Origin of the sequence: Saccharomonospora sp. NB11 (assembly GCF_015910535.1) — a bacterium.
Lineage (GTDB): Bacteria > Actinomycetota > Actinomycetes > Mycobacteriales > Pseudonocardiaceae > Saccharomonospora.
On sequence record NZ_JACBJG010000009.1, the window covers coordinates 31,642 to 47,046 of the forward strand.

Annotated in this window: 15 protein-coding genes; 10 read left to right on the plus strand and 5 right to left on the minus strand. The window is 72.6% G+C overall.

The window, feature by feature from the left end; translation table 11 throughout:
- Nucleotides 1-108 precede the first annotated feature (108 nt).
- Genes JAV51_RS14845 through JAV51_RS14860 form a run of 4 tightly spaced genes read left to right on the plus strand, consistent with a single transcriptional unit; the run spans nt 109 to nt 3,147 of the window.
- Nucleotides 109-549, plus strand: coding sequence for a YbaB/EbfC family nucleoid-associated protein (locus tag JAV51_RS14845; RefSeq protein WP_197321318.1), 441 nt, complete (start codon nt 109-111; stop codon nt 547-549).
- Nucleotides 546-878, plus strand: a complete 333-nt coding sequence (locus JAV51_RS14850) for a WXG100 family type VII secretion target (RefSeq protein WP_197321319.1) — start codon at nt 546-548, stop codon at nt 876-878. Before JAV51_RS14845 ends, JAV51_RS14850 begins: the two co-directional genes overlap by 4 nt.
- Before the next feature lie 11 nt (nt 879-889).
- On the plus strand, nt 890-2,881 hold the full coding sequence (locus JAV51_RS14855) for a TNT domain-containing protein (protein ID WP_197321320.1): 1,992 nt from the start codon (nt 890-892) through the stop codon (nt 2,879-2,881).
- The gene (locus JAV51_RS14860; RefSeq protein ID WP_197321321.1) at nt 2,878-3,147 is read left to right on the plus strand and encodes a hypothetical protein; all 270 of its coding nucleotides are present in this window, start codon (nt 2,878-2,880) and stop codon (nt 3,145-3,147) included. The genes JAV51_RS14855 and JAV51_RS14860 overlap by 4 nt, the downstream gene beginning before the upstream one ends.
- A gap of 27 nt (nt 3,148-3,174) precedes the next feature.
- Here JAV51_RS14860 and hisN read toward each other — a convergent pair whose 3' ends face one another.
- Nucleotides 3,175-4,002: a histidinol-phosphatase gene (hisN, locus tag JAV51_RS14865; protein ID WP_197321322.1), complete on the minus strand. Its 828-nt coding sequence runs from the start codon at nt 4,000-4,002 to the stop codon at nt 3,175-3,177.
- 9 nt (nt 4,003-4,011) lie between these two features.
- Between hisN and JAV51_RS14870 the strand changes: the two genes are divergently transcribed.
- The gene (locus tag JAV51_RS14870; RefSeq protein WP_231642317.1) at nt 4,012-4,734 is read left to right on the plus strand and encodes a response regulator transcription factor; all 723 of its coding nucleotides are present in this window, start codon (nt 4,012-4,014) and stop codon (nt 4,732-4,734) included.
- Between the two features lie 6 nt (nt 4,735-4,740).
- Complete coding sequence (locus JAV51_RS14875; RefSeq protein ID WP_197321324.1) at nt 4,741-6,024, plus strand: ATP-binding protein; 1,284 nt, start codon at nt 4,741-4,743, stop codon at nt 6,022-6,024.
- An 11-nt stretch (nt 6,025-6,035) separates the two neighbouring features.
- Here JAV51_RS14875 and JAV51_RS14880 read toward each other — a convergent pair whose 3' ends face one another.
- Together JAV51_RS14880 and JAV51_RS14885 are read right to left on the minus strand one after the other, a co-directional pair.
- A complete protein-coding gene (locus JAV51_RS14880) occupies nt 6,036-6,566 on the minus strand; it encodes a GtrA family protein (protein WP_197321325.1) in 531 nt (176 codons plus the stop codon).
- Nucleotides 6,567-6,576: 10 nt separating this feature from the next.
- Nucleotides 6,577-8,931, minus strand: a complete 2,355-nt coding sequence (locus JAV51_RS14885; RefSeq protein ID WP_197321326.1) for a sigma-70 family RNA polymerase sigma factor — start codon at nt 8,929-8,931, stop codon at nt 6,577-6,579.
- Nucleotides 8,932-9,168: 237 nt separating this feature from the next.
- Between JAV51_RS14885 and JAV51_RS14890 the strand changes: the two genes are divergently transcribed.
- The 3 genes from JAV51_RS14890 to purE are packed head-to-tail and all read left to right on the plus strand — an operon-like array spanning nt 9,169 to nt 12,273.
- A complete protein-coding gene (locus tag JAV51_RS14890; RefSeq protein WP_197321327.1) occupies nt 9,169-10,494 on the plus strand; it encodes a glycosyltransferase 87 family protein in 1,326 nt (441 codons plus the stop codon).
- 36 nt (nt 10,495-10,530) lie between these two features.
- Nucleotides 10,531-11,712, plus strand: a complete 1,182-nt coding sequence (locus JAV51_RS14895) for a 5-(carboxyamino)imidazole ribonucleotide synthase (protein ID WP_197321328.1) — start codon at nt 10,531-10,533, stop codon at nt 11,710-11,712.
- A gap of 51 nt (nt 11,713-11,763) precedes the next feature.
- Nucleotides 11,764-12,273 (plus strand): 5-(carboxyamino)imidazole ribonucleotide mutase, encoded by a 510-nt coding sequence (gene purE / locus JAV51_RS14900; RefSeq protein ID WP_197321329.1) that lies wholly within the window; start codon nt 11,764-11,766, stop codon nt 12,271-12,273.
- A 7-nt stretch (nt 12,274-12,280) separates the two neighbouring features.
- On the opposite strand, the gene JAV51_RS14905 is transcribed toward purE, so the two are convergent.
- A complete protein-coding gene (locus tag JAV51_RS14905) occupies nt 12,281-13,939 on the minus strand; it encodes a class I adenylate-forming enzyme family protein (protein ID WP_197321330.1) in 1,659 nt (552 codons plus the stop codon).
- Between the two features lie 158 nt (nt 13,940-14,097).
- On the opposite strand from JAV51_RS14905, the gene JAV51_RS14910 reads away from it, so the two are divergent.
- On the plus strand, nt 14,098-14,601 hold the full coding sequence (locus tag JAV51_RS14910; RefSeq protein WP_197321331.1) for a GNAT family N-acetyltransferase: 504 nt from the start codon (nt 14,098-14,100) through the stop codon (nt 14,599-14,601).
- Between the two features lie 13 nt (nt 14,602-14,614).
- Here the strand turns inward: JAV51_RS14910 and JAV51_RS14915 are convergent, their stop codons facing one another.
- Nucleotides 14,615-15,328 carry a TIGR03089 family protein gene (locus JAV51_RS14915; RefSeq protein WP_197321332.1) on the minus strand — a complete coding sequence of 238 codons (714 nt, stop codon included), beginning with the start codon at nt 15,326-15,328 and terminating at the stop codon, nt 14,615-14,617.
- Nucleotides 15,329-15,405 lie beyond the last annotated feature (77 nt).

Consider the following 15,405-nt stretch of genomic DNA (forward strand, 5'->3'; position numbering starts at 1 on the left):
GGTCGTGCCGATGGGGGTGCGTGGGGTCGGGAACCGATCCGGCGCCGCGTACGTCAAATTCGGGGCCACTGCTGCCATCAGTGACCCTTCGACGTCGGGGGAGAGGCCGTGACGGAGCATCGGCTGCGCGTGGAGGAACTCGTCGCCGAGTATCGCCGCAGTAGGGCGCAGCTCGCCGAGGTGCACCAGCAGTTGGCGAGGGTGAGCGCCACCGCACAGAGCGCCGAGGGGCTCGTGACCGCGACGGTGGGTGCGCGTGGCCAGCTCGTCGACCTGGTCCTCGACCCCGAGGTCTACACCCGCTACCGGCCGTCCGAACTGGCCGCCCACATCGTGCGCGCGGTGAACGAGGCGACGGCCGAGGCGTTCAGCGGGGCCGAGGAGGTGTTGACGCCCGCACTGGGGAGAGGCGTCGATCCGGGTGCGGTGTTGTCGGGGACCGCCGATCTGTCCGACGACGAGCTGGCCGAGGCCGACGCGGGCCCGGACGACGGTGGCTTCGAGGACCACAACTGGATCGACGACAGCGAATGGTCGAAGACCCGATGAGCGGCGGGTTCGAGGTCGATCCCGGCAGGCTCGCCGCCGAGGCGGGGGAGTTCGCGGCGCTCGCCGAGCGGGCGCGGGCCGTGGCCAGGGAACTCGCGGACGCGCTCGACGCGGTGCCACGGCCATGGGGAACGGATGCCGTGGGGGAGAGCTTCGCGGCGATCCACGTCGACGCGGCAGGTCGGACGCGGTCCAGGGCCTCCGAGGTCGCGGCGGCCCTGGAGCAGTTCGGGACCGCTCTGCGGGAGGCGTCCGGGGCGTACGCCGACGCCGACACCGACGCCGCCGACGCGGTGCGCGCCGTCGAGCAGCCGGACCGCACGCGGTAGAGGGGGCTCCGATGGGAATCGAACTGCCCCCCGAACTGGCGGCCATGGCCGACGTGACCGGGGTGAGGTGGCCGGAGGCCGACGAGGACGCGTTGCGTGCGCAGGCCGAGGCGTGGCGCCGCGCCGCACGGGAGCTGACGGCGCTGGCCGGTGACGCCGACGCGTGTGCCGAACGAGCGCTCGCGGCGCTGGCGGGCTCGACGGCGGAGGCCGCTCGTCGGCGATGGTCCTTGCTCGGGGACTCCGACACGGGCCTGCTCGCCGAGGTCGTGCGCGGTGCCACGCAGGCGGCGGATCGGCTCGACCACGCCGCGGAGCAGGTGGGGAGGGCCAAAGTCGAGATCGTCCGGCAGCTCGTGACGGCGGCGAGTACCCGTGACGCCGCCGTCGTGGCCGCCGACGCCGGTCATCCCACGGCGTTGCTCGGGGTCGACACGGTATTGCGTGCGGCGGCACACGAGGTCGGGGCGGTGACCGAGGACTTGATCGGCGCCGTGGCCTCGCCCGCGTTCGGGGGTGAGACCGCGACGCCGGTGGCCGACGTTCCGGTGTCCGGCGATCCCGACGGGCGCGAGTCGGCCGAACCGGTCGAGGCGATCGACCCGGCGGAGCCCGGCGACGTGTCCGATGACGCGTCCAGCGATGTATCCGGCAGCGGCCCCGACGACGTGGTGGAGCAGGACGGCGCTCCGACCGACGCGGGCGACGCCGGGCTCTCGACGGAGGACACCGGCCCGATCGCGATCACCCAGTTGCCCACACCACCGAGCGGACAGGCCGTGCCGGGCGCGGACGCACCCACACCCCCCAGCGGGACGGCCTTCCGGCCGCTGGACGTCGCCGCCGCGGGCACGCACCTCTCCGGGTTGGCATCCTCACCGGCCGGTGCGCCTCCCGTGTACTCGCCACCGCCCGGACCGGGGATGCAGGCCGGGCCGCCGCCCGCCCAGACTCCGTTCGGCCATTCCTGGGCACCGCAGCAGCCCTACCGTCCTCCCACGGCCTACGCGCCCGGTCACCAGGGTCAGTACGGTGCGGCCCCGCCCGCGTACGGCGCGCCCGCGCAGCCCGGTCGTGTCCCGGCCGGGCCGACGCGTGGGCCAGCACAGGGGCCCTGGCCCACGGCGTATCCCGCCACGGGCTACCCGGCGCCCGTGCCGCCCGGACGACCGCCCGTGGCACCACCTCCCGCGCCGCCTGCGTCCGGGGCATTCGCCGGGGGACCGCCACCACAGCAACAGCCACAGCCGCAACCACAACCACAGCCGTCGGCGCCACACCCGGGCGCGGCAGCGGTCGCCGTGGGCGCGCCGCGACAGGAACGCGAGAGCATCGTCGCGCTGTTCGTCGTGCACATGTTCCCCATCGGGCACCTGCCGGTGGCCTCCGACAAGCCCGCGCGCCAGCTTCCCGTGCCGACGGGGGACGGTGAGTGCGGCGTGGCACGGTTCGAGCCCCACGACCACCCGCAGTCCCATCTCGTCGACGGTGAGCAGGCGTTGGCCGCGCTGCGACACGGAGGGCGACGACCGGCTCCGCCCCCGACGGAGGTGCTTCCCCCGGTACCGTCCGAACTGCTCGACGAGTACGAGCCGTTCGGGGAGCTGTCCGAGGCCGAGTGGAGGAAGCGCTACCTCGTGCGGGACGGCGAGCGGCCCGAGTACGCGTGGCCGCCGCGCGAGAACTGGCCGGAAGGGGGCCATGAGCCCGGCGAACCGGTCGTGCTGGAGGAGGGCACTGTGCTCGACCGCTTCGGCGACGCGAACGGCCGCGTCTTCGCCGAGGACGGCACGGCCTTCGCGCGGCGCTCGTTGCCACCTTCCCACCGGCAATACGGCTATCGCCGGTATCGGGTGGTGCGGTCGGTGCCCGCGTGGAAGGCGATCTCGGCGCCGTGGTTCGGTCAACCTGGTGGCGGTGTGCGCTACCGCACGGTGTACTCGGCGGCAGAGCTGGTGGTGCTCGGCCACCTGGCGGACATCACGTTCGAGGAGAGGGCATGAACACCGAGTCGATCAAGCGTTGGCTGGACGCTGTGGGGGTGCCCGGCGAGGTCGTCTCGATCGGCAGCGAGACGGACAACGCCTGGTGCTTGCTCCGTGCGGAGGAGGGTGCCGACGGGACGGTGGCGTGGGAGGTCTTCTGGCGGGAGCAGGGCAACCGGTACGACTGGGCCCGGTTCTCCAACGAGCAGGTGGCGTGTCACTACCTGTTCGGCAGGCTCGCCTGGGCCCAGGTCGCGCGGGGAGCCGTCGGCGTCCTGCCGTAGGACCGAGGTCGACGGTCCCGTCGATCGTCAGGCGTCGGAGGTCGAAGCGGCGTTCGGCGCCTCGTCGGTTCCCGCCAGCAGCGTCAGCGCGGGTTCGTGCAGCAGTCCGTTGGTGGACAGCGCCGAACCACCGTCGATGCCGGGCTGCCCGGAGAGGTCGCTGAACCGGCCGCCCGCCTCGCTCACCAGCACCCGCAGCGGTGCCACGTCCCACGGGTTGACGATCGGTTCGACCGCGACGTCGAGGGCACCTTCGGCGACGAGGCAGTGCTGCCAGAAGTCGCCGAAGGCGCGGCTCTCCCAGCAGGCGTCCACGAGCCGCAGGTAGGCGTCCCGCGAGTGGTGGGTGACCCACGACCCGAGGTCCGTGGTCGACAGGGTCGCGTCGTCGAGCGAGGCGACCTTCGACACCGAGATCCGCCGTTCACCCGCCGCGTCCCGCACGAACGCGCCCTCGCCCGTGGCTGCCCACCAGCGCCGCCCGAGCAGCGGGGCACTCACCACACCCACCACGGGCACCCCGTCCTCGACGAGCGCGATCAGGGTGGCCCAGACCGGCACGCCGCGCAGGAAGTTCTTCGTGCCGTCGATCGGGTCGATCACCCAGACCCGACCGGGCTGCGTGGCCGATCCGCCGCGTTCCTCGCCCGCCACCGCGTCGCCGCCGCGCTCGGCGGCCAACAGGGCACGCACGGCGTCCTCGACGGCGGTGTCGGCGTCGGTCACGGGGGTGCGGTCGGGTTTGCTCCGCACCCCGAGGTCGAGTGCGCGGAACCGTGTCGTGGTGATCGCGTCGGCGGCGTCCGCCAGGCGCTGGGCGAACGTGAGGTCAGCGGAGTATCCCAACACGGTCACGATGGTTTCATGTCGGCGAGCCGTAAGGTTGGCGAGGTGAGCGTGGTCCTACTTGCCGAAGACGATCCGGCGATCGCCGAACCGCTGTCGCGCGCGCTGCGCCGGGAGGGGTACGAGGTCACCGTGGTGGCCGACGGGCCGTCGGCGTTGGAAGCCACGGCGCGCGAACGGGTCGATCTCCTGGTGCTCGACCTGGGGCTTCCCGGGATGGACGGCCTGGAGGTGTGTCGCAGACTGAGGGCCACCGACCAGGCACTACCGGTGTTGATGTTGACTGCCAGGACCGACGAGGTGGACTTCGTCGTGGGGCTCGACGCGGGCGCCGACGACTACGTGGCCAAGCCCTTCCGGCTGGCGGAGCTGCTGGCGCGCATCCGGGCTCTGCTGCGGCGGCGCGCACCGGAGGTGCTGGAGTCCGGTGGTGTGCGCATGGACGTCGCCGCGCGGGTCGTCACCGTGGGTGGTCGCGAGGTGGCGCTGGCGAACAAGGAGTTCGAGCTGCTGCGGGTGCTGCTCACCAGGGCGGGGCAGGTCGTCAGCCGGGCTGAGATCCTGTCGGAGGTCTGGAACGACCTCTCGCCCGAGACGTCGCGGACGTCGAAGACGCTCGACATGCACATGTCGTGGCTGCGTCGCAAGCTCGCCAGGGCGGCCAACGGGACGGCACGCAAGCAGGGTGAGGAACGCATCGCCACCGTTCGGGGTGTCGGATTCCGGTTCAACACCGACTAGGACTTCATGCGTCGGCGCATTCTCTTCGCGATCCTGTCGGCCGTGGCCGTCACGGGCATCGCGCTCGGCATCCCGCTCGGGGTCACCGGCTGGTTGTTCGTCGAGAACCTCACCCGGGAGGACCTGGCGTCGAGTGCGCAGCGCATCGCCGCGATCCTGGACGACCAACTCGCCGACGGCCGTCCGCTCGACCTCAGCCAGGTGCGGGCCGCGGTGCCGAGGACCGGCAACCTCGCCGTGATCAGGCAGGACGCGCCCGCGTTGCGCTACGGTCCGCCGCTCGGCGACGACGTGGTCGTGGAGACGGTGCCGATCGCGCAGAACGGCACCGTGCGGTTGGCGGTTCCGGCGCAGCCGATGCGCACGCAGCAGACTCAGGTCGCGGCGGCGGTGTTGTTGCTCGTGGTGTTGTCCGTCGGCACGGGCACCGTGGTGGCCACGGTCACCGCCCGTCGGCTCGCCCGGCCGCTGCGACACGTGGCCGATCGGGCGGCGCGGCTCGGCGGTGGCGACTTCCGGCCCGACCCGCGTCGGTACGGCGTCGCGGAGCTCGACATGGTGGCCGACGCGCTGGACACCTCCGCCACGGCGCTCGCCCAGCTCCTGCAGCGGGAGCGGCAACTCGTCGGCGACGTCTCCCACCAGCTGCGAAGCCGACTCACGGCCCTGCAACTGCGGTTGGAGCCGCTCACCGACCACTCCGACCCGGAGGTGGCCGAGGCAGCGGGGACGGCGCAGGAGCAGGCCGATCGGCTGGCGGCCGTGCTCGACGAACTACTCGCCGCCGCCCGTGCCGCGAGCGAGGTGGGGGCCGAACCGATCGATCTCTCCGCAGTGTTGAACGAGATCGCCGACGAGTGGCGGCCCGTCCTGCGGCGGCACAACCGGTCGCTGCGCCTGCGGGTGCCCGACGGGCTGCGGGCGCGCGCCACGCCGGGGCGGCTGCGGGAGGTGCTGGGCGTGTTGCTCGACAACTCGACGAAGCACGGTGCGGGCACCGTGTCGGTGACGGCTCGGCGCGGCAACACCGACAGCACCGTGGTCGTGCAGGTGTCCGACGGGGGCACCGGCATTCCGGACGACCTGGCCTCGCACGTGTTCGAACGGGGGTTCTCCGGCAGCGGTTCCACCGGGGTCGGCTTGGCACTGGCGCGGGCGCTGGCCGAGGCCGACGGGGGACGGCTGGAGCTGTCGGTGAAGCGGCCGGCCACGTTCAGCCTGTTCCTGCGGATGCCGAACCCCGGTGACGTTGGCGGGGTGAGCTGGCCCGCCGAGCGGGTGCCGCGATAGCGGCGGAGCACTCAGCGCGGGGCCTCGGCCTCGGCGGGCGCGTCGCGGCGCTTGCGGCCGAGTTCGTCCGGGAAGACCCAGCGGCGGAAGCCCCAGAACCGGAACGCCATCGCGAGCAGCATGCCGATCACCGAGCCCGTGGCGAAGTCCGCGACCTCCTGCACGAACCGCGAGACGTGTGGGACCTCCAGGTCGAACACGTATCGGGACAGGTACAGCGGAATGAGGTTGATGACGATCGCCACGCCGCTGACCAGGAAGAACAGGGCTGCCTCGTGAGCGCGTTCGCGCCCGCCCCTGGTGCGGAAGGACCACTCGCGGTTCAGCACGTACGACACGACGACCGCGATCATGATCGCGATCGCCTTGGCCGTCGTGGGTTTCGTCGCGAGGATCGTGAGTTTCAGCAGGTACCAGATGCCGTTGTCGACGACGAACGTCGTGCCGCCCACGACCGCGAACTTGAGCAGCTCCCGGTGCTTCACCAGGACGGCGCGCAGGGGCTGGGGCACGCGGGCGAGAACGGATTCGACGACGGCCACGTCGCGCAGTCTACGCAGACCGACCTCGCCGGACGTGCAGCCCGGGGCGGCGGGAACGCCGTTCGTGCAGGAAGGAACGGATCGGTGACCGTGCGTGGGCGACGTCGGCGACGTCCGGGGTGGTGCTGGTCGGTGGGCTCACGATCGGCTCGTCCGGCGCGGTCGTGGTGGGCATGACCGGCGTCGGGGTCGGCTCGGCCGTCCCGTCGGTCTCGTCCGTGGGATCTGCCTCGTCGTGCCCGAGGAACCCGGGCAGCAGGGACGGCAGGTCGACGGTCTCGGACACGGTGTCCTCACCGAGCGTGGCGGTGACCGTCACGGTGTCCGCCCGGTGGCCGAGAGGGACGTGGGCGCCGAGGCGCGCGCTGTCGCCGGGGTCGAGGGCGGACCGGGACGCGCACTGCAGCGACTGTTCGTCGCGGTCGCACGTCCACCGGTGCGCGTGGACCGCCCACGCGGGCGCGTCGACGACGACGGAGGCGTCCGCACTGCGTACGCCCTCGCTGCGCACGGTGACGTGGAGGTGCCTGCCGATGGCGCGGACGTCGAGGTCGAGGACGTCGAGTCGCACGGTGACCGGGACGCTGAACGGCGTCGGCCGCGCACCGGCCGCGCTCACCACGCCCGCGAGCGTGCCCGACCGGGCTTCCGGCGAGGCCTGCAACCGGAATCGCAGCACCTCCCGTTGTCCGGGGGCCAGCTCATCCGGGACCTCGCAGGAGACCGACTGCTCCCCGGCGGGGCAGGGCACCGGCGCCGCGACGGAAGGTTCCGTCGATTCCGAGTCGGTGTCCTCGGCGGTGTCGTCGGAGGCCCGGGGGGTCGCCTCGGGCGACTCGGCCGAGGGGGTGTCGTCCGCCTCGGTGCTCGACGCGTCCTCGACGTCGTCCGGGACACCGGTGTCGTCCGGCTCCGGGTCGGTGGCCCCACCCGCCTCGGGCTGGGCGATCGCCGAGACGCCTTCGGGCAGGGTCAGCTCCACGGCCGGTGCCGCCGCCACCACGTCGCCGTCGTTGCGCACGGTGACGTCGAGATCGGCGGGCGCGCCACCGGCGTCGAGCGTGACGCCCTTGTCGGAGGACGCCGACACCGTCGGTTGGGACGCGGGCCGCTGCGGGCGCGGGGGCACGGCACCCTGGTCCGGTTCGCGGTCGTCCGGTGGTGTCCCGGGTTCGTCGTCGTCGGGCGGAGGTGTCGGCGAGCTGGGTGGATCGAGCGTCAGCGGAGGTGGGGGCAGCAGCGTGGGCGGCACGAGCGGCCGGTAGGAGTCCGGCCGGGGCTGCGGCACCGGCAGCGTCGGATGGGACGGTTCGGGCGCCGGGGTCTCCGTCGTCGGGGCGGTCTCGCTGGGAGCCGACGTGCTCGGCGCCTGGGGGGACTCGTTTGCCTGCGGTTGGTACGACGCCATCGGCCCGCCCGTCACTCCGCCCGCGGCCAGGGCCACGGCCACGGCGGTGGCCAACGCGACGCCGGAGACGGCCACGCCGAGGAACTGCCGGGGGCCCGCCTCCACCGACCCGGGTGAGTCCCCGGGACCGGCCGTGGTCGTCGTGGCCGCCGCCGCGGTGGGCGCGGTCTCGGCGGAGAGGTACCCGAGAGCGGCGCTGCCGAGGACGAGGAAGGCCACCACCCCGCGCAACGCGCCGTTGACGTCGGCGAGCTCGTCGGCCAGGGCACGGCAGCGGGCGCAGCGGTCCAGATGGTGCTCCACCTGCGCGCGCTCCCGCAGCGAGAGGCCGTCCCGGGTCCAGGCGCCGAGCTTCGTGGCTGTCGCCCGGCACCGAGGTGCCGACGTCTCGGAGAGATGCGCCTGCAGGTACTCCTGACGCAGCCCCGCGCGTGCCCGGTAGGCCAGCGCGGACACGGCGTTCGCCGACATCCCGAGCAGGGGAGCGACCTCAGCCGGGGGCTGCTGCTCGATCACCGTGTGCCACAGCACCGCCTGCCACCGCTCGGGCAGGCGATGGAAGGCCCGGGTCACGAGGCTGCGTTCCAGCTCTTCCACCGCGGGGTCGGTGAACGTCGTGGTCGTGTCCGCGACCGTCGGGATGTCGTCGGTGGGTCGGACCCGGTTCGCCGCCTTCGCCCGGCCGTAAGCCGTGTGGCGCACCGTGGTCAGCAGGTACGGGCGGAAGGCGTGGTCGGGGCCCTTGCCGTCGCGGATCGCGTCGAGCACCTTGGCGAAGGACTCCGCCACCACGTCGTCGGCGTCGGCACTGCTGCGGCACAACTGCCGGGCCAGCCGGGTCGCGGACGCGACGTGGCGTTCGTACAGAACGCCGTACTCCTCGATCCGGCCCGCGCGGACCGACGCGATCAACTCGGCGTCGCCGCGGTCGTGCGGACCCCCGGAGTCGGTGGTCAACGGCTGTCCTTCCTCTCGCGCGAGAACCTCGGTGCGGTCGCGGTCAGTGTGCCGATCCGCCAGAGGGCAGCATGCCTCGGGGCGGGCTCTCGCGGAACTGCGACACCCGCCGTCATTCCATCGGATGACGTCGAACGGATCGGGGGCCGCAGCGGGGCTGGCGGCCTCGCCGATGTCGTTTCGTGATTTCCTTGTCATCGTGAGGCAGTCGATGTGTGACAAGTGGTGACGCCCCCGATGTCCACCACCACCGGTCCCGAGGTGTCCGCCGAGTCGCAGCTGTCGCTGAGGGCGTCGCTCGCGAGGTTGTCGGTGCGGCCCCGGTCCCTGGCCCTGCTGGGTCTGTTGCCCGGGCTCGCCGTCGTCGCGGGCGTGCTCGGCTGGCTGTTCGACTGGCGACTCGGGGTCGACAGTGCCGTCTACCGTGCGGGCGCGTTGACCCTGCTCCAGGGCGACCCGCTGTACGCGGGTGACACGCTGGGGTCGGAGCCGTGGTGGGCGCTGCTGCCGTTCACGTATCCGCCGGCGGCGGCGCTGCTGTTCACCCCGCTCGCGTTCTTCCCGGTGCAGGTGGCCTGGGGCGTGGTCGCGGCCGTGTCCTTCCTGGCATTGGCCCTGGTGGTGCGCATCACCATCGCCGCACTGCCGCGACTGAGCCGGGACCTGCCGCGCTGGGCCTCACCGGCACGCGCGACGCTCGTGTTCACGATCGTCTTCTTCGGGCTCGAGCCCGTGTGGCGCACGATCTTCCTCGGCCAGATCAACATCATCCTGATGGCGTTGGTCATGGTCGACGTGCTGGTGGTCTGCCGCAGGGACAGCCGCTGGGGCGGGGTGCTCGTCGGGGTGGCCGCCGCCGTCAAACTCACTCCGTTGATCTTCATCCCGCACCTGTTGTTCACCGGCCGGAAGTGGGACGCGGCCAGGGCGCTCGGCACGTTCGTCGGGTTGCAGGCGCTCATGTTCGCGGTGGCCCCGTCCGACGCGGTGCGGTTCTGGACGCACACCGTGTTCAACCAGGGTCGCATCGGGCCGATGCACTGGGCCGGGAACCAGTCGCTGAACGGCTTCTTCAACCGGGTCAGCGACCTCGCCCCGTGGGCCACGACGGCGGCGCTGGGCCTCGGTGCCCTGCTGGCGCCGTTCGCGATCTGGGTGATGCTCCGCTTCCACCGTCGGGGACAGCACCTCTACGCGTTGCTGGTGACCGCCTTCTACGCGCTGCTGGTCTCGCCCGTGTCGTGGTCGCACCACTGGGTGTGGGCCGTCCCGCTGATCGTCGTCCTGGTGGCCCGCCTGCCGCAGACCACACCCGCCACGGCGTGGCGACGCTGGGTGCTGGCGGGCTCGGTGGTCGTCGTGTTCCTGAGCTGCGTGCTGCTGGTGCTGCCCAACGGCCGCAACCTCGAACTGCACTGGGAGTTCTGGCAGTTCGTCCTCGGCAGCGCCTACCTGCTCGTGCCGGTGGCATTGACCGCGACGTTGGGTGTGCGGTGGTGGCTGCGGCGCCGCACCGCCGCGCCCGAGGCCGTGGGGGACGACACCTCGGCGCGGGCGGGCTGAGTCACCGAGCGAGGCCCCCTTAGGGTGGGAACCACCATGGACTCCCGAACAGGACTGCCCGTCGTGGGCATGGTGGGCGGCGGTCAGCTCGCCCGCATGACTCATCAGGCCGCCATTTCCCTCGGCCTGTCGCTGCGTGTGCTCGCAGCCGGAGAGAACGAGTCCGCCGGCCTCGTGGCGGGCGACGTCGTGCAGGGACACCACACCGACCTGGAGGCGCTGCGCCGTTTCGCCGGTGACGTCGACGTGGTGACCTTCGACCACGAGCACGTTCCCGGCGAACACCTGCGCACGCTGGAGGCCGAGGGCGTCGTGCTGCGGCCGGGGCCCTCGGCGCTCGCGTACGCCCAGAACAAGCTGCTCATGCGGGAGCGGCTCGCCGCGCACGGGCTGCCGGGACCCGACTTCGCGGCGGTCACCGACCCCGACGACGTGCGGAAGTTCGGTGACGCGCACTCCTGGCCCGTGGTGCTCAAGGCGGCCAGCGGTGGGTACGACGGCCGCGGCGTGTGGGTCGTCGACTCGGCCGACGAGGCGCGCACCCTGGTGCCGGAACTCCTCGACGCGGGCACGCCGTTGCTCGTGGAGGAGAAGGTCGCCATGCGGCGGGAGCTCGCGGCGCTCGTGGCGCGGTCGCCCTTCGGCCAGGGATCGGCGTGGCCGGTGGTGGAGACCGTCCAGCGCGACGGCATCAACACCGAGGTCCTCGCCCCCGCACCCGGGCTCTCCGAGGAGCGCACCCACCAGGCTCAGGAGCTCGCGCTTCGCATCGCCGACGACCTCGGCGTCGTGGGGGTGCTGGCCGTGGAGCTGTTCGAGACCGACTCCGGCCTGCTCGTCAACGAGCTCGCCATGCGGCCCCACAACTCGGGTCACTGGACCATGGACGGCTCCCGGACCTCGCAGTTCGAACAGCACGTCCGTGCGGTGCTGGATTACCCGCTCGGCGTCACCGAGCTGTTGTCGCCCACCGTGATGGCCAACGTGCTCGGGGCTCCCGAGACGCCGACGATGAGCCCGGACGAGCGGCTGCACCACCTCTTCGCCCGCTTCCCCGACGTGCGCGTCCACCTCTACGGCAAGGGGGAGCGGCCCGGGCGCAAGCTCGGCCACGTCAACGTGCTCGGCCCGATCGACGACGCGACCCGGAACCGGGCGCGGTTGGCCGCGCACTGGCTGTCGCACGCCGAGTGGCTCGACGGTCACCAGAACCACTGACGACCCGACGGCCGTCCGCCGTCGCCGGTCCCGCACAGCAAGGAGCACCACGTGAGCACGCCCGCCGTCGGCCTCATCATGGGCAGCGACTCCGACTGGCCGGTGCTGGAGGCCGCCGCGACGGCACTCGACGAGTTCGACGTGCCGTACGAGGTCGGGGTCTACTCCGCGCATCGCACGCCGCAGCGGATGCTGGACTACGCCACCTCGGCCGCGGGCCGGGGACTGCGTGTGATCATCGCGGGTGCCGGGGGAGCGGCGCACCTGCCGGGCATGGTCGCCGCCGCGACGCCGCTGCCGGTGATCGGCGTGCCCGTGCCGCTCAAGCACCTCGACGGGTTGGACTCGTTGCTGTCGATCGTGCAGATGCCCGCCGGGGTGCCCGTCGCCACGGTGTCCGTGGGCGGTGCCCGCAACGCCGGGCTGCTCGCGGTCCGCATGCTGGCCGCCTCGGACGACGCGCTCCGCGCCCGGATGGAACGGTTCCAGGCCGATCTGGAGACGCTCGTCCTCGACAAGGACGCCGCGCTGCGTCAGCGGGTCGCGCAGCCCGAGGACTGATCGCGCCTCAGCGCAGCCGCTCGCGTAGCTCCCGCTTCAGCACCTTGCCCGCCGCCGACACGGGAATGGTGTCGACGAAGTGCACCTCCCGTAGCCGCTTGGCGGGTGGTACCTGCGCGTTGACGGCCGCCAGCGCGGTGTCGGCGGTGAGCGAGTCGGCCTCCGGCGAGCGGACGACGAAGGCCACGGGCAGCTCGCCGACGTCGTCGGCGGGGCGGCCGACCACTGCGGCGGCAGCGACCCCGGGCACCGTGAGCAGCAGTTCCTCCAGCTCGCGCGGGTACACGTTGTAGCCCTTGTAGAGCAGGACGTCCTTCTCGCGGTCGACGATCGACAGGAAGCCGTCGTCGTCGACGACGCCGATGTCGCCGGTCCGGAGCCAGCCGCGGTCGAGGACGGCGGCGGTCTCCTCCGGGCGGTCGAGGTAGCCGTGCATGACCTGCGGTCCGCGCACGCACACCTCGCCACGGGTGTTGGCAGGCAGCGCGTCCTGCTCCGGATCGCCACCGGGCGGCACGATGCGGATCTCGGTGTCGAACAACGGCACGCCCACCGTCCCCACCTTGCGGGTGCCGGAACGCCAGCTCGGGTTCGCGGTCACCCCCATCGTCGCCTCCGTGAGGCCGTACCCCTCGGCGAGCACCGCGTCGGGGAAACGAGCAGCGAGGGCCTCGCCGAGTGCCTTCGGCATGGGCGCGGCACCGGACGACAGACTGCGCACCGACGACAGATCGGCGGTGCGGAACCGCTCGCAGCGCAGCAGTGCGGCGTAGAGCGCGGGTGCCCCGCTGAGCGACGTCACGCGCAGCCGCTCGGCGTCGGCGGCGTACTTCTCCGGCACGAACCGGCCGTGCACCGTGACGCTCGCGCCGCTGAGCACCCCGATGTTCAGTCCGCCCAGGCCCATCGCGTGGAACCACGGCGTGAGGTTCACCGACACACCCGTGCCCAGCTTCGACGGCCACTCGGCCTCGTCGCCGATCTGGGTCACCGTGACCTCGCCCCCGTCGTCGAGGGTCGGGACGCCCCCGCTGCCCCAGCAGGCATACTGCACCGCGTTGACCACAACGTTGCGATGGGTCAGCGGCACGCCCTTCGACCGGCCCGTCGTGCCGCCGGTGTAGCCGATCTGGGCCACGTCGACGCGGGGGTCGATCGTCACGTCCGGCCTCGTCGCCGGTGCTTGCGCGAGCAGGTCCCGGAAGTCGAGCGCCGCGGAGTCGTCCGGCTCCACGGTGATCACCAGCTCGGCGGCGACGTCCTGCAACGCCGCGGCGACACGGCCGTGGGTGACCACCACGCGCGCATCGCAGTCGGCGAGTTGGTCGGCCAGAGCCCGCGGCGGCAGCAGCGGGTTGGTCGGGGTGACGGTGGCACCGGCGAGCAGACAGCCGTAGTAGGCGATCGGGAACGCCAGGCCGTTGGGCATGTGGAGGGCGACCACGTCCCCGTGCCCGACACCTCGCCGGATCATGCCGTTCGCGAAGCGACAGGCGGCCTCCCACAGGCCGGTGAAGGTCAGTTCCTCGTCGCGGTGTCGGAAGGCCACGCGGTCGCGATACCGTCGCGCGGCTCCCGCCAGGATCGATCCCACGGGCACGTCCGGGTAGGACAACGACGTCGGCAGCCCGGGAGGGCGGACGGGCGGTGTGGTCTCGGTGGGCATCGTTCGACGGTACGAAGCCACCTCGGGCGGCGACAAGACGCGGTCTCCGAGTGGAGCAGACCCCTCGGTGCGCTCGCCCAACGACGGGCCGCAGTGTTGGGCGCCGGGCACGACCGCACCGGCGACGAACCGGTTGCTCGGGCCCGTAGGGTCGAGAAGTGATCGTCGACGACAAGGCCGTGCCCCGCACCGACATCCGGGAGGAGGCGGTGGACTCGGCCGCGGCTGCAGCGCTGCTTCGCGTGTACTTCGCCGACGTCGCCAGCCGCTACTACGGGCGGCCCGCCACGGACGCCGAACTCGACGCGGCGATGGCCGAGGACCCGAGCGACCAGCTCACCCCACCACGAGGAGCGTTCCTCATGGCGTGGTGGGGCGATGAGCCCGTCGGCTGCGTCGGCCTGGCACCGCTCACCGACGGAGTCCTCCAGCTCGGGCGCATGTTCGTGGTGCCGACGCAGCGAGGCCGTGGTCTCGGGGCCCGGCTGCTCGTCGCCGCCGAGGACGTCGCCCGCGAGCGCGGGGCGCGCGCGATCCGCCTGAACACGCGCCGCGATCTCGTGGAGGCGCAGCGGCTGTACCGGGTGCACGGCTACCGCGAGATCGACGCCTACGTCGACGAGCCGTACGCCGAGGTGTTCTTCGAGAAGCTCCTGCGGTGACCGTTGCGGCCGGTCAGGCCAGGTCGACGGTGGTGCGTTCCGCGTCGCGGTGAGCCTGGGCGCGAGCCGGGTCGGGGTTGGTCACCTGCACCACGTGCGCGCCGACGGCGATCGGGGCGAGCACGGCGTCGACCACGCCGTCCGGCAACGTCCAGTCGCGCGTGGAGTACACGCGATCGCCTTCCGCGACGCCGAGCACGGCGGCCCGCTCCCGAGCCCGAGCGAGCAGGTCGTCCACGCTCGTGCCCAACAACGCCGGGGTGTCGCCGTCGACGGGTGTCAGCGGCGAGAAGTCGTCCCCGCACACGCGGGCCTCGTTCAGGTAGTCGAACGCGCCGTCGGGGGCGGGTCCGGTCAGTCCCCGGCCGAGCGGGTCGAGCGCGACCAGAGCCGTGGCACGGGCCGTGCTGCCGTCGGCGTCGGGACCGACGAAGGCCACCGCCGCCGAGTCCGCGTCGTCGGCACCCACGACGTGAGCGCCGCACCACCAGGCACCGAGCAGCACACCCGCCGTCTGCCAGTGGGCCGGGAGCGCGACCGCGACGTCATCGCCGGGCTCCACGTCGAACTCCTCGACGAGCCAGTTGGCGGTCTTGGCCGCCCAGTTGGCGAGGGTGGCGACCGAGAGCTCGATCCGGCTGCCCACGGCGTCGTCGTAGTGGGTGATCAGCGGTCGTGCCGCCGACGTCGACAACAGGGGCCGAAGGAGGTGCTCGGTGAGACTCATGCCCCCAAGTTAGCGTCCGCCCACCGTCTCCCCACCCGCGTGTCCGCGTCGCACGCACGCATGTCGGCGTCGCAGGG